This is a genomic window from Methylobacterium sp. ARG-1 (assembly GCF_001262595.1).
Lineage (GTDB): Bacteria > Pseudomonadota > Alphaproteobacteria > Rhizobiales > Beijerinckiaceae > Methylobacterium > Methylobacterium brachiatum.
Genome location: NZ_LHCD01000029.1, coordinates 1 through 16,044 on the forward strand (window position 1 = coordinate 1; position 16,044 = coordinate 16,044).

At 68.3% G+C, this 16,044-nt stretch carries 21 protein-coding genes; 2 read left to right on the top strand and 19 right to left on the bottom strand.

The window, feature by feature from the left end:
* Positions 1-105: 105 nt before the first annotated feature.
* The 6 genes from AKJ13_RS32765 to AKJ13_RS22260 form a co-directional block, all read right to left on the bottom strand.
* Positions 106-372, bottom strand: coding sequence for a hypothetical protein (locus AKJ13_RS32765; RefSeq protein ID WP_050735322.1), 267 nt, complete (start codon positions 370-372; stop codon positions 106-108).
* Positions 373-522: 150 nt separating this feature from the next.
* Complete coding sequence (locus tag AKJ13_RS22240; RefSeq protein WP_050735323.1) at positions 523-969, bottom strand: hypothetical protein; 447 nt, start codon at positions 967-969, stop codon at positions 523-525.
* Between the two features lie 9 nt (positions 970-978).
* Positions 979-1,497 (bottom strand): hypothetical protein, encoded by a 519-nt coding sequence (locus tag AKJ13_RS22245; RefSeq protein ID WP_050735324.1) that lies wholly within the window; start codon positions 1,495-1,497, stop codon positions 979-981.
* Positions 1,498-1,564: 67 nt separating this feature from the next.
* Positions 1,565-2,593, bottom strand: coding sequence for a hypothetical protein (locus AKJ13_RS22250; protein ID WP_050735325.1), 1,029 nt, complete (start codon positions 2,591-2,593; stop codon positions 1,565-1,567).
* Positions 2,594-2,757: 164 nt separating this feature from the next.
* Positions 2,758-3,582 carry a hypothetical protein gene (locus tag AKJ13_RS22255; RefSeq protein WP_050735326.1) on the bottom strand — a complete coding sequence of 275 codons (825 nt, stop codon included), beginning with the start codon at positions 3,580-3,582 and terminating at the stop codon, positions 2,758-2,760.
* An 80-nt stretch (positions 3,583-3,662) separates the two neighbouring features.
* Complete coding sequence (locus AKJ13_RS22260; RefSeq protein WP_050735327.1) at positions 3,663-4,010, bottom strand: hypothetical protein; 348 nt, start codon at positions 4,008-4,010, stop codon at positions 3,663-3,665.
* A 150-nt stretch (positions 4,011-4,160) separates the two neighbouring features.
* Between AKJ13_RS22260 and AKJ13_RS31505 the strand changes: the two genes are divergently transcribed.
* Positions 4,161-4,367: a hypothetical protein gene (locus tag AKJ13_RS31505; RefSeq protein ID WP_144426335.1), complete on the top strand. Its 207-nt coding sequence runs from the start codon at positions 4,161-4,163 to the stop codon at positions 4,365-4,367.
* Here AKJ13_RS31505 and AKJ13_RS22265 read toward each other — a convergent pair.
* From AKJ13_RS22265 to AKJ13_RS32315, 8 genes are read right to left on the bottom strand one after another with little or no spacing between them, the layout of a single operon-like run.
* Positions 4,364-4,591, bottom strand: coding sequence for a hypothetical protein (locus AKJ13_RS22265; RefSeq protein WP_050735328.1), 228 nt, complete (start codon positions 4,589-4,591; stop codon positions 4,364-4,366). The two genes, AKJ13_RS31505 and AKJ13_RS22265, sit on opposite strands and share 4 nt — an antisense overlap.
* 2 nt (positions 4,592-4,593) lie before the next feature.
* Entirely contained in the window at positions 4,594-5,310 is a 717-nt protein-coding gene (locus tag AKJ13_RS31510) for a hypothetical protein (protein ID WP_144426336.1), read from the bottom strand.
* A 7-nt stretch (positions 5,311-5,317) separates the two neighbouring features.
* A complete protein-coding gene (locus AKJ13_RS22270) occupies positions 5,318-6,403 on the bottom strand; it encodes a minor capsid protein (protein WP_050735329.1) in 1,086 nt (361 codons plus the stop codon).
* 11 nt (positions 6,404-6,414) lie between these two features.
* A complete protein-coding gene (locus AKJ13_RS31970) occupies positions 6,415-6,588 on the bottom strand; it encodes a hypothetical protein (RefSeq protein ID WP_160320620.1) in 174 nt (57 codons plus the stop codon).
* Positions 6,588-7,544, bottom strand: a complete 957-nt coding sequence (locus AKJ13_RS22275; protein WP_050735330.1) for an ADP-ribosyltransferase — start codon at positions 7,542-7,544, stop codon at positions 6,588-6,590. Before AKJ13_RS22275 ends, AKJ13_RS31970 begins: the two co-directional genes overlap by 1 nt.
* A complete protein-coding gene (locus tag AKJ13_RS22280) occupies positions 7,544-9,193 on the bottom strand; it encodes a DUF4055 domain-containing protein (RefSeq protein WP_050735331.1) in 1,650 nt (549 codons plus the stop codon). The genes AKJ13_RS22275 and AKJ13_RS22280 overlap by 1 nt, the downstream gene beginning before the upstream one ends.
* A 36-nt stretch (positions 9,194-9,229) precedes the next feature.
* Positions 9,230-10,546 (bottom strand): terminase family protein, encoded by a 1,317-nt coding sequence (locus tag AKJ13_RS22285; RefSeq protein ID WP_050735332.1) that lies wholly within the window; start codon positions 10,544-10,546, stop codon positions 9,230-9,232.
* Positions 10,543-10,821, bottom strand: coding sequence for a hypothetical protein (locus AKJ13_RS32315; RefSeq protein WP_200905685.1), 279 nt, complete (start codon positions 10,819-10,821; stop codon positions 10,543-10,545). The genes AKJ13_RS22285 and AKJ13_RS32315 overlap by 4 nt, the downstream gene beginning before the upstream one ends.
* A 36-nt stretch (positions 10,822-10,857) precedes the next feature.
* Between AKJ13_RS32315 and AKJ13_RS32320 the strand changes: the two genes are divergently transcribed.
* Positions 10,858-11,217, top strand: a complete 360-nt coding sequence (locus AKJ13_RS32320; protein WP_200905686.1) for a hypothetical protein — start codon at positions 10,858-10,860, stop codon at positions 11,215-11,217.
* 39 nt (positions 11,218-11,256) lie between these two features.
* Here the strand turns inward: AKJ13_RS32320 and AKJ13_RS22295 are convergent, their stop codons facing one another.
* The 5 genes from AKJ13_RS22295 to AKJ13_RS22315 form a co-directional block, all read right to left on the bottom strand.
* The gene (locus AKJ13_RS22295; protein WP_050735333.1) at positions 11,257-11,916 is read right to left on the bottom strand and encodes a transcription termination/antitermination NusG family protein; all 660 of its coding nucleotides are present in this window, start codon (positions 11,914-11,916) and stop codon (positions 11,257-11,259) included.
* Positions 11,917-11,970: 54 nt separating this feature from the next.
* A complete protein-coding gene (locus AKJ13_RS22300; RefSeq protein ID WP_050735334.1) occupies positions 11,971-12,213 on the bottom strand; it encodes a hypothetical protein in 243 nt (80 codons plus the stop codon).
* The gene (locus tag AKJ13_RS22305) at positions 12,210-12,974 is read right to left on the bottom strand and encodes a hypothetical protein (RefSeq protein ID WP_144426337.1); all 765 of its coding nucleotides are present in this window, start codon (positions 12,972-12,974) and stop codon (positions 12,210-12,212) included. Before AKJ13_RS22305 ends, AKJ13_RS22300 begins: the two co-directional genes overlap by 4 nt.
* A 614-nt stretch (positions 12,975-13,588) precedes the next feature.
* Positions 13,589-14,638, bottom strand: a complete 1,050-nt coding sequence (locus AKJ13_RS22310) for a DNA methyltransferase (RefSeq protein WP_064774654.1) — start codon at positions 14,636-14,638, stop codon at positions 13,589-13,591.
* Positions 14,635-16,044: a DEAD/DEAH box helicase gene (locus AKJ13_RS22315; protein ID WP_050735336.1), complete on the bottom strand. Its 1,410-nt coding sequence runs from the start codon at positions 16,042-16,044 to the stop codon at positions 14,635-14,637. The genes AKJ13_RS22310 and AKJ13_RS22315 overlap by 4 nt, the downstream gene beginning before the upstream one ends.

The following is a 16,044-nucleotide window of genomic DNA, read 5'->3' on the forward strand; positions in this document are numbered from 1 at the left end:
ACGAACCATCTGAACCAGCAACACCAGCAGGCCCAGGACTGCCAGCGGGCCCAGAAGGGCCACCAGGACCAGCGGGTCCGACATCACCTTTGTCCCCCTTCGCCCCTACAGCACCCTGAGGCCCTGCCGGGCCAGCGGCTCCGGTATTCCCCTGCGGACCAGTCGCGCCGTCCTTGCCGGCTGGTCCCGTCGCGCCCGTTGGACCGGTGATTCCCTGAGGTCCGGCGGGACCAGCAGGGCCAGCCACGCCGTCTGCGCCGCGAGACCCAGCAGGACCAGCTGGTCCGACAGCGCCAGGGCTGCCGCCTGCACCTGGAGCGCCTGTTGCGCCCACATCGCCAGCGGGTCCGGCTGCTCCCTGCGATCCTGCATCGCCTCGGTCTCCCTTATCGCCCTTGGGGCCGGGCGGCCCGGCGGGGCCAGCCGGACCGACCATGCCGGCGCGGCCCGGCGGAACCTGGCTGACGGTGTCAGCGAGCGCCGGGGACGCCGCGAGCAGGAAGGCAAGAACGATGCGCAGCATCAGCCCGGGGCTCCCGTGCCGTATTGCAGCTCCAGGATGCCCTTGCCGGCCTTCTGCTCCGGCGAGGTCGCCGCGTAGGGGCCGTCAACCGACATGGCCGAGAGCAGCACCGGCCGCAGCGTCGTGCGGATGCCCTGGGTGCCGGGCATCCAGAGCCAGCCCGTGCGGGTGGTCACGGGGATAAAGTCGAGGCCCTCGCGGGTGCCGCAGAGGCGCACCGCGAAGGGGTTATTGTTCGTGTACTGGAAGCACGTCGCGTTCGGCGGAAGCACCACCTCGACGGGCGTGCCGGCGCTGTCGGGCGTCACCTCGATGATGACCGGCTCGCCCATCCGGTAGAACGGGACCTGCGGACCGGCAGGCAGCCCCTCCCTGCCGCCGAGCTGCAATTCAGCCCAGCGGGAGAGGTTCGCCTGCCAATCCGCTCCGGAGAAGCCGCCGGCCATCGTCGTGGCCTACCGGGCCAGCTGCCGCTTGCGGAGTTCCGCCTCCTCGGCGGCCCGCTTGTCGGCGGCGGCGTGGGCGGCCGCGACGAGCTCGCCGAACGGCTGCGCCGACCCGACTGCCTGCGCCTCGACCTCGCGGTCATAGGCGTCCCGGGCGGCATCGCGCTTCCGGATCGCGGCGTCGACCTCGCCCTGGGCATCGGCCACGGACTGGTGCAGCTCCTGGAGCTTGCTTACCCCCGCGGTCGAACCCTTGCCGGAGCGCACCTCGGCCTGCATCGCCTCGCGATTGGCCGTGAGCACGTCCTGGGTCAGGTCGGCCCGGATCTCGGCGTCGGGGCTCTGCAGGGTCGAGGACTTCGGCGAGACCGAGCTGTCAGCGGCGGTCTTCAGCTTCGCTTCCATCTGCGTACCGGCCGGGGCATCGCCCTCGGCGGACTGGCCGCGGTTGGCCTCGGCGGACGCGGCGTTGCGGCCGGCCACGTCTTCCTGGCCGTCGGTCTGGTCGTCGTTCTTGCGCGGGGGCATGGCAGCCCTCCTGTGATCGAGCTACGGGGCGGGCGGCGAGGCGCGCGAACGCGCCCCGGAGCGAGCGTCAGAACTCGCGGGTGATGATGCGGGCGATCGGGATGGACCGACGGTCCTTCGCGATACGGGCCCAGGACGTGGCCGCGGCGAGGTTGTTGGTGGTGGCCGCGTTGGTCGGGCCGCCCTTCGGCGGGGTGCCGACGTAGGCCGTGCCCGGCACGTGGTGGGCCCACTCGACGCGGTCCCACATGGTCTCCTGACCGCCGCCGTTGCCGGCGCCCGGGATGCGCAGCACCTCGTTCGGGACCTCGGGCGAGCCGGTGCCGTAGGTCACCGAACCGCGGCCGAACAGCCAGGTCTCGAACACGCCCGCGTTGTTGGGCATGGAATCGTCGAGGGTGACGTCCTTGCCCATGTAGGTCGGGATGGTCGGGTTGGCCTCGCTGTCCAGCCGGAACTGGATCAGGTTCTTGGTCAGCGCGCTCGCGTAGACCACCGAGTGCATGGCGACGAGCGCGATACCGCCCATGGCGTCGCCCATGGTGAGCAGCGCCTGGATGAAGGCAGCGCCGTTGAAGTCGGTCACGCCCGCCGTGTAGCCCGCACCCGAGATGTCCCGGGTCATGTCGTTCTGCACGTGGCTCGCGTCGGTCGCGGCCGCGTTGGCGGCGAACACGCCGGCGAGGTGGGCGATCACCGCGCGCTGGCGGCGGTAGGCCCAGTACTGCGCGATGTCGTTGGCGAGCTGCGCCAGCGGATCTGCGGCCAGCAGGGCGCGCACGAGGTCCATCTGGGACCAAGAGTTGTTGCGCGACAGGCGCACCGCGATCTCGTCGCCGGTCGAGGGCTTGTTCGGGGTCGAGAACACGGTCGGATCGTCGGAGGAGACGTTCTCGACGTCCTGCCGATCGATCGGGTTCAGGCGCGGCATGTCGATGGTCAGGCCCGGGCCCGCCAGGAAGCGGTCGAGCAGCGGGTCGGCGACCATGGCGCCGGACGTGATGAGGGCCGTCTTCTCCACCGCCAGGCGGCGGACCATCGGGACGAAGACGGACGGGACGATGACGTCGGAAAGGCGAAGAACGCCGGTGGCCATGATGGGCTCCTATGGAGGCTTGAGGGTCTGATCCGTCAGCACCGCCAAGCCGGGCCCCATGGCCGGCCGGTCGTGTTCGGGCTCTTGGTCGAGGGAGGGTGGCCGCGCGCCCCATGGCGGCGGCCGGTGATGGTGTTGGCGGCCCCATGGGCTGCCGGAAAGGTTCAGGCCGCGCGGTTGCGCGGGGCCGGCTTGGCGCCGCCGAGCGTGGTGCCGGCCAGCTTCGCGAGGCGCTCGGCCTTCGCCTGGTCGACGGCAGCGATCTTGCCCTGCTCGGTGACGTTCCAGGCCTCGGCCGTGAACGGGTTGTCGCCGCCGGCCGAGCCGCCACGACCACCGGTGGATCCGGCGCCTTGCGAGGCAGGCCACCAGTGCGGGCGGCGCTCCTTCATGTCGGAGAGCCACGCCTCGGGCTTCAGGCCCGGGGTGACGCCGACGCCGTCCTTGGTGACGACCTGGCCATCCTCGCCGACCTCGAACACGCTGTTGCCGTACATCAGCACGTCGTCGACGGCGGAATCGATGATCTTGGCCTTCGAGGCCGCGGCGCGGACCTCGTCGGAGATGGTGCGACCGCGCAGCGTGCCGCGGGTCTCGTCACGCTCGCGCTCGGCGGCGGCCTTCGCCTCGTTGGCCTGGGCGATCTGGCGCTCGAGCGGGGCGGTCTTGGCCTTCAGCCGGCGCTCGACCTCGCTGGTGACGCGCTGTTCGACCGTCGCGTCCGGGTTGGCCTCGATGTCGGCTAGCTTGTCGAGGCGATCGCGGGTCTCCTGCGGGTCGAGGCCGTCGAACGCGCGCAGCTTGTCCTTGGTCGCCTTGTGGTCGTTCCGCTCCTTCGCGAGGGAACTGGTCAGCCGGGCGACATCGCCGCTGTCCGAGGTGCCCTCGACCTCCACGGTGAGGTGCCACTTCCCGTCGCGCTCCTCGTAGAGCGAGAGGTAGTCGGCCGGGACGTCGGCCTCGGTGTCGTAGACCTTCTTGAGCTTCATGGTGGGCTCCTATGGCTGCGTCCCATGACGCAGGGCCCGGCGCGCGCCATCGCGGCCGGGGAAGTCGGAATGGGCTGGGATCAGGCGGCGCGGCGCTCGTAGCGGCGATTCTGCTCCGCGTAGTAGAGATCGCGGAACCACATGGGCCGCTGCTGGCTGAAGCTGATCGCGAGGCCGAGCACGGTCAGGCCGAACTGCCAGCCGTTGTTGTGCCGCATGGCGAAGGCCGAGAGCACGGTCCCGATGCTGCCGCACCGGTAGACGTGCGGCCCGGTCGTCTTCCACATGCCGCGCGGCTTGGCGAAGACGATGCGCTGGAACCCAGCGGAGAGGATCCAGCGCCAGGTCAGCGAGTGGGGCGAATGCCATGACGCCAGGTTGACCGTTCGGCGATCGCTGGTGAGGCGAAACAGGCTGAGGCCCTGCATGCTGCTCTCCGTCGTCCCGCCCCATGGCGGGAGAGGCCGGTCAGCGCCATGGCTGCCGACGGTTGACCGCACTCGGGGCGCGGATCTCATTGATGCCCTGGTGAATCGTCGGCGGGCGATTATCTTCGCCGGTTCAACCGGAGGCGATAAATGGCGAGCGAAATTCCCGAGGTCGGACCTGTTGCGGCTGCAGCAATCTTGATCGAACTGATGAAGACGCTACGAGCGAGCGGCGCTTTGTCCGACGCGGAAATCGGGTCGATCCGCACCCGTGCAGCCGCTCACTCTGAGGGCGAAACGAAGCAGCAGGAGATCGCATCGGCGATCGACTCGTTGATCGCAGAAGCGCTGTCTTAGCCCTTCGCCACAATCGTCGTCCGCCCGCGCGCCAAGCACATGGCGCAGACCTCGTAGAAGTTGCCGCCGGTCATCCGGCCGGTCTTCAAGCTGACGTAGCCGCCCTGGCGAATCCGCATCGTGGCTGCGGTCGAGACTCCGTCCATGGTCTCGCACTTCCGGCACGTCCACTGGAGGTGCGGGATCGGACGCGCAGGCTTCTCGGCGCGGCGGGTGTCAGCCATAACTACTCTGTCGGGCTGCTAACAAACCGCAGAAAGCGATTCCCCGATGGTGTTGTCGCACTTGCGATCAGGGCAGTCCCTGAAACGCCGCCGCGCTCCGATCCATCTGTCAGACCCTCGCGGCGAAGGTCGTCTAGCACGCGCCCGAGAGCTCCGTCGTTAGCCTGCCCATGCAAAGCACGGCTGATGTACGTTTCCCGTGATCCCATGACTGCGTTGTGCACGGCGCGCATATACCCGGCGTGAGATGTCGGGTCTGCCAAGAGCCGCAGCACAGTAAGATGAAACGGGGAAAAGCGATCAATCACCGACATAAACGCGCCGCGCTCAACCTCATCAAGGCTATAGCCGCGCGCGACGTTGAGAACAGCGTTACGCAGCGCCTCTCGTTTCTCGGCATGATGCGTCTTCATCGCGTGCTGAGTGGTCTCGTAGACCGCGCTGATGAATTCCTCATTCCCAGATAAGGAAGCCGGATCGAACCCTTCAAGTCGCCCCTGCAGTTCAATCACCCCTTCACCGAGGCTGGCAAACCACTCCTCACGCCGCTTCTCGAGTGGCTCGCCAATAAAGTGTCGGACAAGCTCGCCGATGGCGTAGCCTGCGCCCGGAACCAGTGACGCGCCTGCGTCCAAAGCAGTTCTCGCGACATGATACGGTAGCGACCGGTCGTCCTCTTGGGGGTACGGCTCGATCCGTTTCGGCTTTTCGTCGCTCATAGAGCAACTATGCCGCTAAGCCCGCCTTCCGGAAAGCCCCAGCCTCGCGCCGCCGCAGCTCGTCGAGCGTGTAGGCGTGGCCGGAGCGATCCACGAACTTGTCGACCGTGAGCCCGCCCTTGCGGAACAGCAGGCCCTTCGCCTTGCCCAGCACCTCATCCTGGAGCGAGGCCGGCTGCTTCGCCAGCCACGCGCCGTAGGTCAGATCGGCCGGAACCTGGCCGTTCATGCTCGCCCGGGTCCCAGCGTCCACCTCGTCCAGGTCGATGCCGAGGTCCCGGAACGACTTCGTCACCGGCGTCGTCGTGCTCCGGCAGTTCCAGTGCGCCGGCGGGCGCGGGCCCTTGCCGGGCTCGTAGACCTTGCCGTCCCGGGCCTGGCACACCGCGGTGGTGCGGCTGTCGAGCACCGAAACCCAGCGGACGCCTGAGATCAGGTCGGCGTTGCGCTCGTAGACCGCCTCGGACGCGCCGGAGGCGATGTGGTTGACCGCGGTGCGGACCACGGCCTCGGCATCGCGCCGAGTGATCTCCAACACACCGTCCTTGTAGCCCATGGCCTGCGTGCCGCGGACCCGGCGGACGATCTGGTCGACGGTCTCGCCCTCGACCATTCCGATTCGAATCGCGTCGTGCACCTTCGTGGTGCGGCCCTGCTCAAGACCCTGCGCCCATTCGCGCAGCACGCGGCCCTGGAACGGCCGCTTCATCACGATCGCCTGCAGCTGCTCAGTGGTCGGCTGCACGATGTCGAGCCGGACCGGCACATGCTCGGCCAGGACGTTGCTCTGGTACTCGGCTTCGTAGCTCGCGAGGTTCAGCCCCTCTTTCAGGAGTGCGGCCTGGATGCGAGCGTAGACGTCGGCGTTCAGTGCCCGGACCGCGTCGAGTAGGCCCTTCAGCCGGCCGGTGGCGAAATCGGTGTCGAAGGTGCCGGGCTCCACGCCGTCGAGGCGGGTGCGGATCTGCTCTACGAGATCGGCGTCGGTCCGATTCAGCAGCGCCAGGATGCGCCGGAGGATCCCGGTGCCGAGACGCTGCAGGCCGACCGAGTGGCTGACCTGGGCGTCGAGGATCGCGTCGTTGACGTCCACCGGCTGGCGCCTCAGTCCTCGTCGTCCGGGTCGTGCTCATCGTCGTAGTCCGGCTCTTCCTCGCCGGGCTGCGTGATCGTCATGCCCTCGCCGTCGCTGGAGAAGCGGCCCGGGCGCACCTGAGTGCCGTCCTCGCGGGTGACCACCTTATTGGGATCGGTATCGGGCTTCTTCGGCGTGGCCATCACAACACCTCGGCGGTCAGGACGTTGCCCTCGACCTTCCGGATGCGGAAGCGCGAGCCTCGTGGCAGCATGACCTCATGCTCCATCGCGAAGCTGGACGCGCCGCGGCCGTTCATCAAGTAGGCGCGGTTCCCTTTCGGGAGCAGCAGCTTGAGAACGACGCCATCCTCCCCCGAAAAGCTCTCGTCGGCCGTGCTGCGGTGCAGGGACGTGCTGACGTAGCCGCCATCGCGCAGGATCGCGCCGGGCTTCAGCGCCTTCACCCGCTGGGCGAACTCGCCCGACATGCCGCGGTAGACGACCGTGTCCTCGGTCATCTTGGAGCGCTTCAACACCCGGTCCAGGTTGCGGATCTCGGGCCCGAGATCCTCCTCCTTGTAGGGATTGCTCCGATCCTTGGCCGCCGCGCGCTTGCGGAGGAAACCGTTGATCTCGGAGAAGCTCGCCCCGCTGTAGTTGTTGATGGCCGCGATCTCGTCGGGCGTCTCGGGCTTCTGGATCATCGCCCGGTAGAGGTCGCGCTCAACCTCCTGCACGGTGGCGTTGTCGGTGTTCGAGAAGTCCGAGAATTTGGTCTCGTCGTATTTGGCGGCCGCACTCGCCTTCGCTGTGTCGGCAGCCTTCTGCGCGTCACCGAACCCGATGCGGCCGGCCTTATGATCCGCAGCCAGGAGCCGCAGCGCGTGCGCTCGGCCCTTCGGGTGGCTCGCCACGAAGCTCTCGACCGTGTCGTGGCCCTGGTACTTCCGGACCCGGCCTGACAGCACGACGATCTTGTCCTGCGCCGTGACGCCGCTCGTCTTCAGGCGCTCGGCGCCGACGGTCAGCTTCTTCGGCGAGGTCTCGCCGGCCCCGCCCTTCGATCCGAACCGCCCGCCCATGGCACGGGGGTGCTTGGCCGAGTCGAACTTGCCGCCGGATGCCGCGCCCGGCTTCGTCGCCTTCGGCTTCCGCATCAGGCGCCCGCCAGCGTCTCGGGCGCGAACAGGCCGTTCAGGTCGTCGTCGGTGACCGCGTCGGCATCTTCGTCGGTCGCCTCGTCGTCATCGTCCAGCGCAGGGCCGCCGTTGTGGCCGATGCCGCTACCGCTCGGCCCCTCGCCCTCGATCTGGTCCTCCTCCTCCTCGTAGGTCTTGGAGGTGAAGCCCTTCCGAGCCAGCCAGTCGTGGATGCTCTCCCAGGACAGCGGCAGGCCCATGCTCTTGGCCTGGGTGATCTGCAGGATGTCGGAGCCGGTGATCGGCGTGCCGGCGAAGTCGAGGTTCGGGGTAACCTTCACCTCGTCCGGGTTCGCCCCGACCCAGGTGGCGGCCATCTTCAGGATGCGCTCGAGGCCCTGGGCGCCGGCGAGCGCGACGCTCGACAGGGTGGCGGTGCGGGCCGCGACGCGGATCTCCAGGGCGTCGCCCGATTCCGCGCCGCCGGAGCGGTCGCCGATGATCTGGGCGCCCATCTCCGCGGCCGCGGTCTTGTCGTCCATGATGGCCTGGCGCTGGGCGGACAGGCCGTTCGACGAGACGCCGATGAACTTGGCGTCGCCGCCCGTGTCGAGATCGATGCGCCCGTTGGCGCCGAGCATCACCGGCTGGCCCTTCACGGCCTCACCCGGCTCCGCGTAGGCGCTGCCCGTCTTGGCGCCGATCGTGACCAGCGTCTCCTGCCCCTGCATGAACAGGGCATGCCGGTAATCGGCCTCGCCGCGGTAAATCGCCAGCGCCATGGAGGCGACCCGGAGCAGCGGCGGCGCGTCCGGATCCCATTGCAGGTCCTTGGCACCGATCGTCACGAACGGGATCTCGGGAAGCTTCGTGCCGGCGATCTGCGGCGCCACGAATGGCAGGGCTGCTGCCTCGTCGGTGTCGGACACTGCCGCGGCGACGTAGCCCTCGGCGGGCATCTCGGCGTCTGCGCCGGCGGCCCGCTTCACGAATCCCGTGGCGGCGTCCCCCAGCACGAGGTAGCGCCGCTGGTGCGCATAGCTCAGATCGTCCTGCAGCTGGTCGCCGCTCTCGTCGAGCACCGCGAACAGCAGCTTGCCGGGCGAGGTCACTCGGTCCACGCCCCAGTTCAGGATGCTCTCGGCGGCGTAGGTCGAGAGGTAGGGCAACGCTCCGGGGCCGAGATCGCCGCGCACATCGAGCAGCAGCCCGAGCCGACCGGTGAGGAGCTGCTCCTCGTTGATCCGCCGCAGCAGCGTCGCCAGTCCCTCGCGGTCCTGGGTGCAGTCCTGCCGCAGCGATTCCAGCTTCTTGGGCAGCTCAATCGTCGGCGGCTTGCGGTGCATGATGCCGATCAGCGCCTCGGCGGAGGCGGCGACCAGCGGATGGAACACCGCCCGGCAGCGATAGGCGTCGTACTGGGCCTGGCCCTCGTTCTGGTAGGCGCCGCCGACGCGGGCCTCGACCTGGCCGTCCTCACGCTGCCGGCCGATCAGGGCATGGCTGCTGACGCCGCTCATGAACCCGGCTGCGATCATGCCGGAGGTCGCCGGCAGGTACTCGGTGCCGAGTTCCTTCACCCGGCGCTCGCCGGCGTGGGTGTCGCGAACCACCTTCCAGTCGGGCGCGGCCTCCGCGTATTTCGGATGCTTCGACGAGAGCGGCATCAGGCGGCGTCGTTCTCGTTGCGCATCGGCCGCCCCTCAGTACATGCCGATCGTGCGGCCCGTGCGCGCCTCGCCGCCCGTCGTCACCGGGAACACGGCGGCCACCATGTAGCCGAGCGCGTCGCTGATATGGCTCAGCGCCGGGTCGGCCCGCTTGTCGATCTCACCCGAGCCGCCGGCCAGCAGCCGGACGCCCTCGAGGTCCTTCACGACGTTCGGCGCCCGGGCGGGGTCGACCATCATGCGGACCGTGCCATCGCCGGCCTTGAGCCGGGTGTTCACCGCGTTGACCCGGGCGCGCACTGCGGGGTTGGCCGCCGGCACCTCGAAGAACAGCCGCTGGCCGAACTGGGCGCCGAGCTCGCGCCGGATCAGGTCCCAGTCCGAGCCCGCCACCTTGGCCGAGCCCCGGGCGCCGCCTGACGCATCGCCGAAGCACACCACCCGGCCCGCGTGCCAGCCCCAGTCCTGGATGATCCGCCGGCACACCGCGGGGGTGTTCGAGTTCCGCGGGATGTGGACCTCACCGATGATGCCGGTGCCGTCCTGGCCGTTCGGGAGGCGCTGCTCCTGGGCGATGACCGCGACGCCCGGATCGACGTTAAAGTCGAAGCACAGAGCGAGCGGCCGGGCGGGGTCGTAGGTGAGGCGCTGGCAGTGCACCGCCTCGGAGAACGGGTAGTAGGCCCGGCCCTCGAAGTTGACGAAGGAGGCCTCGTATTCCTGCTGGAACGTCAGCGGGTCCAGATCGCGCTGAGCGGAGGCGACCTCTTCCGGCGGCAGGATGTCCGCGCTCTTCCAGGTGAAGCCGTCCCACTCCGGATCAGAGCGCGAGATCGCCCGCTTCCACATGTCGTAGTAGTGGTTTCGACCCTCGGGCACGCCGATGAGCCAGCACCAGCCGCGACGGTCTGACAGGGCCGGCCGGATGTTCTCGGGCCAGGCCGTCGCCTTCACGTTGGCTACCTCGTCGATGATGCCGCCGTTCCAGCTGCGCCCTTCCATGCGCTGCGGCTTGTCGAGGCCGATGACCCAGATCTCGGTGCCGGTGACCAGGCGAACCATCAGCTCACCGTCCCGGGTGTCCTTGATCATCCATGGCGGCAGGAACGCCTTGAGATCCTGCCAGAAGATCGCCTTGGCCTGGTCTCGGGTCGGGGCCGAAAGGAAGAACCGGGCGTCTGCGAACCGGGTCTCGCGCATCGCAGCGCGGATCAGGTAGCGCTTGGCCCGCTCGGTCTTGCCGGAGCGCCGACCGGCCGGAACGACGCAGAACCGGGTGCCGCAACTGATCAGGCGCCGCTGTTCAGGAAGGGGCCGCAGCGGATACCAGCGAGGCGTGAGGAGGCTCACTCGGCGTCCTCGACCGCGTCGGCCTGGGCCACCGCCTCCCGGATCTTGCGAGCGATTTCCAGCGGGGCGCCGCCGCCATCCTCGGGCGGTTTGTCTCTCCAGAGGTCCGGCCGCCGATTCTTGAGCCAGAAGATCGCCGCAGTCGTGTCCGGCGGATAATGCTCGACGTAGGGCACCACGACTGGCGAGCCCTTGTCCTGCATGATCTTCACGGCGTCGTGGCTGTAGCCGGTGGCGCGGCGGAACAGGCTCGCTACCACCGCATCGTCAGCCACGGCCTTGGTCCGCGTTAGGGCCTGACGAAAATCCTCATGCTGGAGCTTCCAGCGGTAGATTGTCCTGACATCGACCTCAAAGAAGCCGGCAAGGTCCGTGTCAGTCGCGCCGTCCTTCAGCAGCTTCTCAGCCTGGCGCGCGAACAGCGGCTGGTAGAGAGGCGGTCGACCCCTGCCACGAGACTGGTCGGAGCCGCCCTCATCATCGTAGCTGCCGATGCCTTCCGCCCGGTCAGCGGCGGACCGTACCTCGTCCGGCGTCAGTGGACGCGGCTTAGGTTTCCGTCCGGCACCGGGGCGCTTTCCGCCGCGGGCCATTTGATTACCCTGAATTCAAACATTCAAAGGGACGGCGCGAGCATCGCTCAAGCGCGCATGCGTCCGCAGGACTGGTGATGCAATCGTGCAACACAGCCCCGCAATGGGCGAACGATCTCATGCCGCCCTCAGCATGTCAACGTCCACATCCAGCTTCAGTTTCTGCCCTCTGGCATCGAGAAGGATCGCGATGCGTCGGCTCTCCGGTGCCCGCATCACCTGTCCGATCAGCCCCTCCCACATGGCGCCCATGATGCGCACCCGCTGGCCCTCGCTGAAGGCGTTCTGCGGCTTCGGCGTATCGTAGGCGTCGAATTCATCCGCGGCCGCCAGCAGCCGCATCTGCCACGGCGGAAGCACGATCGGCGTCGGTCCCGAGGACACGAGCGACACCACGCCGGGCTCGCGCAGGATGCTGTGCCAGGACTGGGCCTTGGTCTTGCCGACGAAGGCGTAGCCCGGGAACACCGGGCGGCGCACGAGCGACTTCCGGCCAGCGTGCCGACGCTCCACGATTCGGCTCGGGGCGAAGGGTGAGAAGCCTGCGCGCTCCAGCCACTCGCAGGCTCGGCGCTCACCCTGGAACGCGACGCTCGCGGCATAGTAGGTCAGCGACGGGTCGAACCGACCGATGCGCTCGGGCGCTTCACCGTCAACGAGAGCAGGCTTCGGCCAACGGCACCGCTCACCCGCGCAAATGGCCGGGTCGGCATCCAGCACGAACAGGCGAGCGTTGTGTTGCGGCGTCGGCTGGGCGTCGTAGGTCTTGCTGCTCATGGTGGCCGGCCTCTCTCGGGTACGCGACTGGGAGTTGGGACGGGTTGGGCTGCGTCAGAACGGGATGTCGTCGGGGGCCGCTGGCCATTGAGGCGTCCGGGCTCCCGGCTGGCGCAGCTCGACGCGCTCGACGTCGATCTTCCGCACAGCCTCGACGGCTTCCAGCACTACGAACACCTTCCCAGGATTCGCTCGAGCAAGGCGCTCGGCCTCGGTGACTGCCGATGCTCGCGAGCCATGCCGATGGTTCGCCGGACCGTCGCCATGGACCATCCAGAACAGGTTCATGCTGATCACGCTGCGCTCTCCTGTGACGGCGGGTTGCGGTTGGCGGCCTCGGCCTTGGCGGCAGCTTCCATCGCGGCCACGGCGGCATCGGCCCGGGCCTTTCGCTCGCGGAATCGCGCGTTCGCCCGGTCCATCTCGGAGCGCTCGCGGTCGATCTCTTCCTCGGTGCGGCCAGGCATGGCGCTGCTGCGGCCGATCTCGGCCTTGGTCGCCTCCCACCGGGCAAGCGCCTCGGCGCGCTGCTCCGGCGTGGTCTGAGTGTCGATCACCTCGGCGTCGAGGATCTGGCCCAGGCGGTAGAGCTCGGATTCGCTCTGCGCGAGGACGGCCCTGCACTCGGCGACGACGTCGGCACTCGACGGGATGCCGCGGCCGTTCCACGAGGACTTCCAGCCCGGCCGGCCCAGAGCAATCTGCGCCCGCTCCATGGCCCAGACCGGGATGCCCTGCGCGGCCTCGGCGTAGAGCTTCGCCTTCTCGATCGCCTCTTCTCGGCTCATGCCGAAGGCGTCGCCGTTGGCGATGATCTTCACCAGGACCGGCAGGAGATCCCGCAGCGGCGCCGGGCGCAGGCCGGTCAGCAGCTCGGCACGCCGACTGGTCAGCGCCGCCCGCTCGGCCTCATCCGGCGCGGAGGAGGCGGAAACGACTTTCCGGCCAGGCACCGCTGGGTGATCCTCCATCCGGTTCATGCAGCGACCGACCAGATCGGCCATCGGCCGGGTCATGATCGAGGGTGCGGTGGTCTTCGAAGCTGCCGGGAGGGTCATGGTCTGCCCCGTTGAGGCTGGCGAGGAGGGAGAGGGGTCCGTTGGTGGAGCGTCGGCCTGGCGATGGCCCTCGAGGCGGGGCCCGGCTGTCTGGGGGCCGCTCGCATTCGCGCTTCGCCTCTCGGCGCATCCAGCCATCGTGGGTCGCGTCCCAGTCGGACCGGACCTCGCCCTTGCTCTCGGCCCAGACCCGCATGTCGGTCGCGGTGGAATTCATCCACTCGGTCGAGCGACCCAGTTCAGCCCGAACACGATCGCTGCGCTCGCCGGGCTGCCAGTCGGTCGGCAGAGCGCGATTTCGGGCTTTCCGAGGCCGAGTCCCCTGGGGGACAGAGCCCCCTTTAGGGGGCGAAGGGGGAGACTCTTCGAACTTAGAAAAAGATGTCTCGGCCTCGTCGGCGGCGATGTCCTGTGATGTCGCGTGACGTCCTGTGACTTCACGTGATGTCACGTGACGGCGACGGGCCTGACGCTCACGATCGTTCTGACGGCGGGCCTCGATCGCCTCCCGCTCAGCGCTGGCGCGGGCAAGCTCCATCACCACGCGCTGCAGCAGCTCGGGATCCAGTCCGGCACGGGCCAAGTCAGCGATGAGGTTTTGGTCCGCCACGCTGCTACTCCGCTGCCATCGGGGCGTTGGCGGGGATGTCGGCGAACAGGTTTCCGGCCGAGGCCTCGGCTTCCCGAAGGTTGCGCGCAGCCTGGGCGAAATACGAGGCGCTCAGCTCGACGCCGATGAACCGGCGATCGGCCTTCAGCGCGGCGTAGCCTTCGGAGCCGATGCCGGCGAAGGGCGACAGGACCAAGTCGCCGCGATTCGACCAGAGCCGGATGCAGCGCTCAATCAGGTCGAGGGGCATCGGGCACAGGTGCTTCTCTGCGTCCGGGTCGCGGGCCTGCTTCGCGTTCAGGACGTTGGTCTCTGACGTGTCATCCCAGACTGGCGACGCCCAGCGCTGCCAGATGTCCAATGCCTCGAGGTAGCGAGGATCTCGCTTCTGCTGAGCATCGCTGAGCCCGGCATAGTCGGGCAGGCCATCGTGCGAGGCGACGCGGCGCGACACGAACCGCGTGCCCTCGCCAGCCCATTCCGGCCAGAGCCCGGGCAGGTGCTCAACCGGGGCGGTTTCGTCCATGCCGTCCGCCCATTTGCGGAAGGTCACGATGTACTCGGGCAGGCCCTGCCGGTTGCGCCCAGCGTCGAGGCGGAAATTCTTGTAGAGCAGGCCATCGGGCTTGGCCTTCGTCATCTCCCGGACGGGGCAGCGCCAGACCGTCGTCTTGCTGTGCAGCGACCAGCCGGCACGCACGTGGGTGCGGACGCAGGCGCCGGTGAAGTCGAGCAAGCCCCGGTCGCCTTTGGCGCTCGCGTTCGAGTAGTAGACCAGATCCTTGACGTGGATGGAGACGAGCCGGCCAGGCTTCGTCACCCGGAGCAGCTCGCGCGCCACGAAGGCGTAGGCCTCTTGGAATTCCTCGTCGCTTTCGACGTTGCCCATGTCCCGGGCGGAATCGCTGTAGATGTAGAGGTTGGCGAACGGAGGCGAGTAGACGCTGAAGTCGACCGAGTTGTCGGGCAACTGGGCCAGGACCTCGACACAATCAGCGTTCCACAAGGTCCACCGGTCGCCGCCAGCGACGGCATTGCATGCGATCTCGGTCATGCGGGCACCATCCACGCGGGAAGCGCGGCCTTGAGGGAGGGGCGGTAGTCTTCGAGGATCGCGGAGGTACGGGCGGCCCGGGCCATGGCCGCGGTCATCTCGCGCTTCATCGCTTCGTGATCCCCGGCCTTGCGGGCGATCGTGTCGCTGATGGCCGCCTCGGTGTCGGCGCAGGCCACGTGCACGTGCACCGGCCGTGTTTGACCGAACCGCCAGCACCGGCGAACGGCCTGGTAATAGCTCTCATAGGAGAACGAGAGGCCGACGAACGCCACCCGGGCGCAGTGCTGCCAGTTCAGGCCGAAGCCAGCCACGCTGGGCTTGCTGATGAGGATGCGGATCGCGCCCCGTGAGAACGCATCCAGGCGCTCCTCCTTCACGTCGGCTGACATGGATCCGCGGACCTCGACGGCCTCCGGGATCGCCGCCGCGAGCGCATCCGCCTCGTAATCTGTGTCGCACCAGAGGATCCAAGCTTCGCCGGGTTCGAGCGCGACAATCTCGGCGATGCGTGCGGCGCGAGCTGCACAGGTCAGGCGCTTCTCACGGTGGATCGACGTCGCAGACATCTCCGGCATGCGAAAGAGCCGGCCCTGGCCATCCTTTTCAGAGCCGGCGTCCGCAGTGCGATCGGCCTCAATGACGTGCCTGCAGGTCCTCAGTTCGGGGAGGTCGTAGCCCTCATCCGAGAAGCCCAGATCTGAGGGCTTGGACACGCACCGGGCCCAGAAGGAGACCCATTCCCAGAACGGCCGCACAGCGGCGCGCTTCAGGCGGTAACGGCCCATCTGGCGCTGATCGGTGACGAACCACCGGGACAGCATCTCGTTCGAGGGCATCGCGCCGAGGAACTGCGACTGCTGGCCGAGCTCCATATGATCGTTCGGTGCCGGCGTGGCGGTCGCCGAGAGGCGAAACCGGGTACGGCTGAAAGCCTCGATCAGCCGGCGCGTGGTCACGCCCGTGAAGTTCTTCAGAATCGACGATTCATCTAGAATGACGCCGCCAAACGCGTCGAGATTGAAGCGCTCCAGGCGCTCGTAGTTCGTGATGACGATACGAGCGCGATCGGTGGCGTCCGGCTCCCGACGGTAAGCGGCGTCGATCCCCCAACGCTCAGCCTCGCGAGCGTGCTGCGGTCCAACGGCAAGCGGCGCCAGCATCAGCACCGGCTTGTTGGTCGTCTCTACGACGATGCGGCCCCATTCCAGGCCGGCAAAGGACTTGCCCAATCCGGTGTCGAGGTAGTGGCCCGCCCGGCCGATGCGCAGAGCGAAATCCACGCAGTGAGCTTGGTGCGGTTTCAGGCTGCTGTGGAGCGCCGGCACATGGCTGAGACCGTCTGGCTCGACGGCGACGCGCTTGCGGGCGATCAGATCGTGATAGGCGCCAAGGGATGCGGTCAT

What these genes read in the sequence shown, in the direction of transcription:
- AKJ13_RS32765 (WP_050735322.1), bottom strand. Translation starts at nt 372, where the DNA reads ATGCAGGATCGCAGGGAGCAGCCGGACCCGCTGGCGATGTGGGCGCAA.
- AKJ13_RS22240 (WP_050735323.1), bottom strand. Translation starts at nt 969, where the DNA reads ATGGCCGGCGGCTTCTCCGGAGCGGATTGGCAGGCGAACCTCTCCCGC.
- AKJ13_RS22245 (WP_050735324.1), bottom strand. Translation starts at nt 1,497, where the DNA reads ATGCCCCCGCGCAAGAACGACGACCAGACCGACGGCCAGGAAGACGTG.
- AKJ13_RS22250 (WP_050735325.1), bottom strand. Translation starts at nt 2,593, where the DNA reads ATGGCCACCGGCGTTCTTCGCCTTTCCGACGTCATCGTCCCGTCCGTC.
- AKJ13_RS22255 (WP_050735326.1), bottom strand. Translation starts at nt 3,582, where the DNA reads ATGAAGCTCAAGAAGGTCTACGACACCGAGGCCGACGTCCCGGCCGAC.
- AKJ13_RS22260 (WP_050735327.1), bottom strand. Translation starts at nt 4,010, where the DNA reads ATGCAGGGCCTCAGCCTGTTTCGCCTCACCAGCGATCGCCGAACGGTC.
- AKJ13_RS31505 (WP_144426335.1), top strand. Translation starts at nt 4,161, where the DNA reads ATGGCGAGCGAAATTCCCGAGGTCGGACCTGTTGCGGCTGCAGCAATC.
- AKJ13_RS22265 (WP_050735328.1), bottom strand. Translation starts at nt 4,591, where the DNA reads ATGGCTGACACCCGCCGCGCCGAGAAGCCTGCGCGTCCGATCCCGCAC.
- AKJ13_RS31510 (WP_144426336.1), bottom strand. Translation starts at nt 5,310, where the DNA reads ATGAGCGACGAAAAGCCGAAACGGATCGAGCCGTACCCCCAAGAGGAC.
- AKJ13_RS31970 (WP_160320620.1), bottom strand. Translation starts at nt 6,588, where the DNA reads ATGGCCACGCCGAAGAAGCCCGATACCGATCCCAATAAGGTGGTCACC.
- AKJ13_RS22275 (WP_050735330.1), bottom strand. Translation starts at nt 7,544, where the DNA reads ATGCGGAAGCCGAAGGCGACGAAGCCGGGCGCGGCATCCGGCGGCAAG.
- AKJ13_RS22280 (WP_050735331.1), bottom strand. Translation starts at nt 9,193, where the DNA reads ATGCCGCTCTCGTCGAAGCATCCGAAATACGCGGAGGCCGCGCCCGAC.
- AKJ13_RS32320 (WP_200905686.1), top strand. Translation starts at nt 10,858, where the DNA reads ATGCTGGAGCTTCCAGCGGTAGATTGTCCTGACATCGACCTCAAAGAA.
- AKJ13_RS22295 (WP_050735333.1), bottom strand. Translation starts at nt 11,916, where the DNA reads ATGAGCAGCAAGACCTACGACGCCCAGCCGACGCCGCAACACAACGCT.
- AKJ13_RS22305 (WP_144426337.1), bottom strand. Translation starts at nt 12,974, where the DNA reads ATGACCCTCCCGGCAGCTTCGAAGACCACCGCACCCTCGATCATGACC.
- AKJ13_RS22310 (WP_064774654.1), bottom strand. Translation starts at nt 14,638, where the DNA reads ATGACCGAGATCGCATGCAATGCCGTCGCTGGCGGCGACCGGTGGACC.
- AKJ13_RS22315 (WP_050735336.1), bottom strand. Translation starts at nt 16,044, where the DNA reads ATGACCGCATCCCTTGGCGCCTATCACGATCTGATCGCCCGCAAGCGC.